This window comes from Streptococcus sp. SM3, from assembly GCF_027497875.1.
In genome coordinates this window covers 1-1,238 of the sequence record NZ_JAJNSA010000216.1, presented here as the reverse complement: position 1 = coordinate 1,238, position 1,238 = coordinate 1, and the positions used below count along the sequence as shown (strand labels likewise).

The window sequence follows — 1,238 nt, the reverse complement described above, 5'->3', positions numbered from 1 at the left end:
TTCATTCAAAGAGTGCGTAATAGCTCACTAGTCGAGTGACCCTGCGCCGAAAATGTACCGGGGCTAAAACAATTTACCGAAGCTGTGGATACCTTTATAGGTATGGTAGGAGAGCGTTCTATGTGTGATGAAGGTGTACCGTGAGGAGTGCTGGAACGCATAGAAGTGAGAATGCCGGTATGAGTAGCGAAAGACAGGTGAGAATCCTGTCCACCGTAAGACTAAGGTTTCCAGGGGAAGGCTCGTCCGCCCTGGGTTAGTCGGGACCTAAGGAGAGACCGAAAGGTGTATCCGATGGACAACAGGTTGATATTCCTGTACTAGAGTATGTAGTGATGGAGGGACGCAGTAGGCTAACTAAAGCAGACGATTGGAAGTGTCTGTCTAAGCAGTGAGGTGTGATATGAGTCAAATGCTTATATCTGTAACATTGAGCTGTGATGGGGAGCGAAGTTTAGTAGCGAAGTTAGTGACGTCACACTGCCAAGAAAAGCTTCTAGCGTTTAAACATACTCTACCCGTACCGCAAACCGACACAGGTAGTCGAGGCGAGTAGCCTCAGGTGAGCGAGAGAACTCTCGTTAAGGAACTCGGCAAAATGACCCCGTAACTTCGGGAGAAGGGGTGCTGACTTTACGTCAGCCGCAGTGAATAGGCCCAAGCAACTGTTTATCAAAAACACAGCTCTCTGCTAAATCGTAAGATGATGTATAGGGGGTGACGCCTGCCCGGTGCTGGAAGGTTAAGAGGAGTGCTTAGCGTAAGCGAAGGTATGAATTGAAGCCCCAGTAAACGGCGGCCGTAACTATAACGGTCCTAAGGTAGCGAAATTCCTTGTCGGGTAAGTTCCGACCCGCACGAAAGGCGTAATGATTTGGGCACTGTCTCAACGAGAGACTCGGTGAAATTTTAGTACCTGTGAAGATGCAGGTTACCCGCGACAGGACGGAAAGACCCCATGGAGCTTTACTGCAGTTTGATATTGAGTGTCTGTACCACATGTACAGGATAGGTAGGAGTCTATGAGATCGGGACGCCAGTTTCGAAGGAGACGTTGTTGGGATACTACCCTTGTGTTATGGCCACTCTAACCCGGATAGGTGATCCCTATCGGAGACAGTGTCTGACGGGCAGTTTGACTGGGGCGGTCGCCTCCTAAAAGGTAACGGAGGCGCCCAAAGGTTCCCTCAGAATGGTTGGAAATCATTCGCAGAGTGTAAAGGTATAAGGGAGCTTGA

Annotated in this window: 1 rRNA gene; it reads left to right on the top strand. The window is 49.5% G+C overall.

Annotated features, from left to right (window positions below):
- Positions 1 to 1,238: ribosomal RNA gene (locus tag PAN06_RS14295) — 23S ribosomal RNA — on the top strand; the annotation flags it as partial.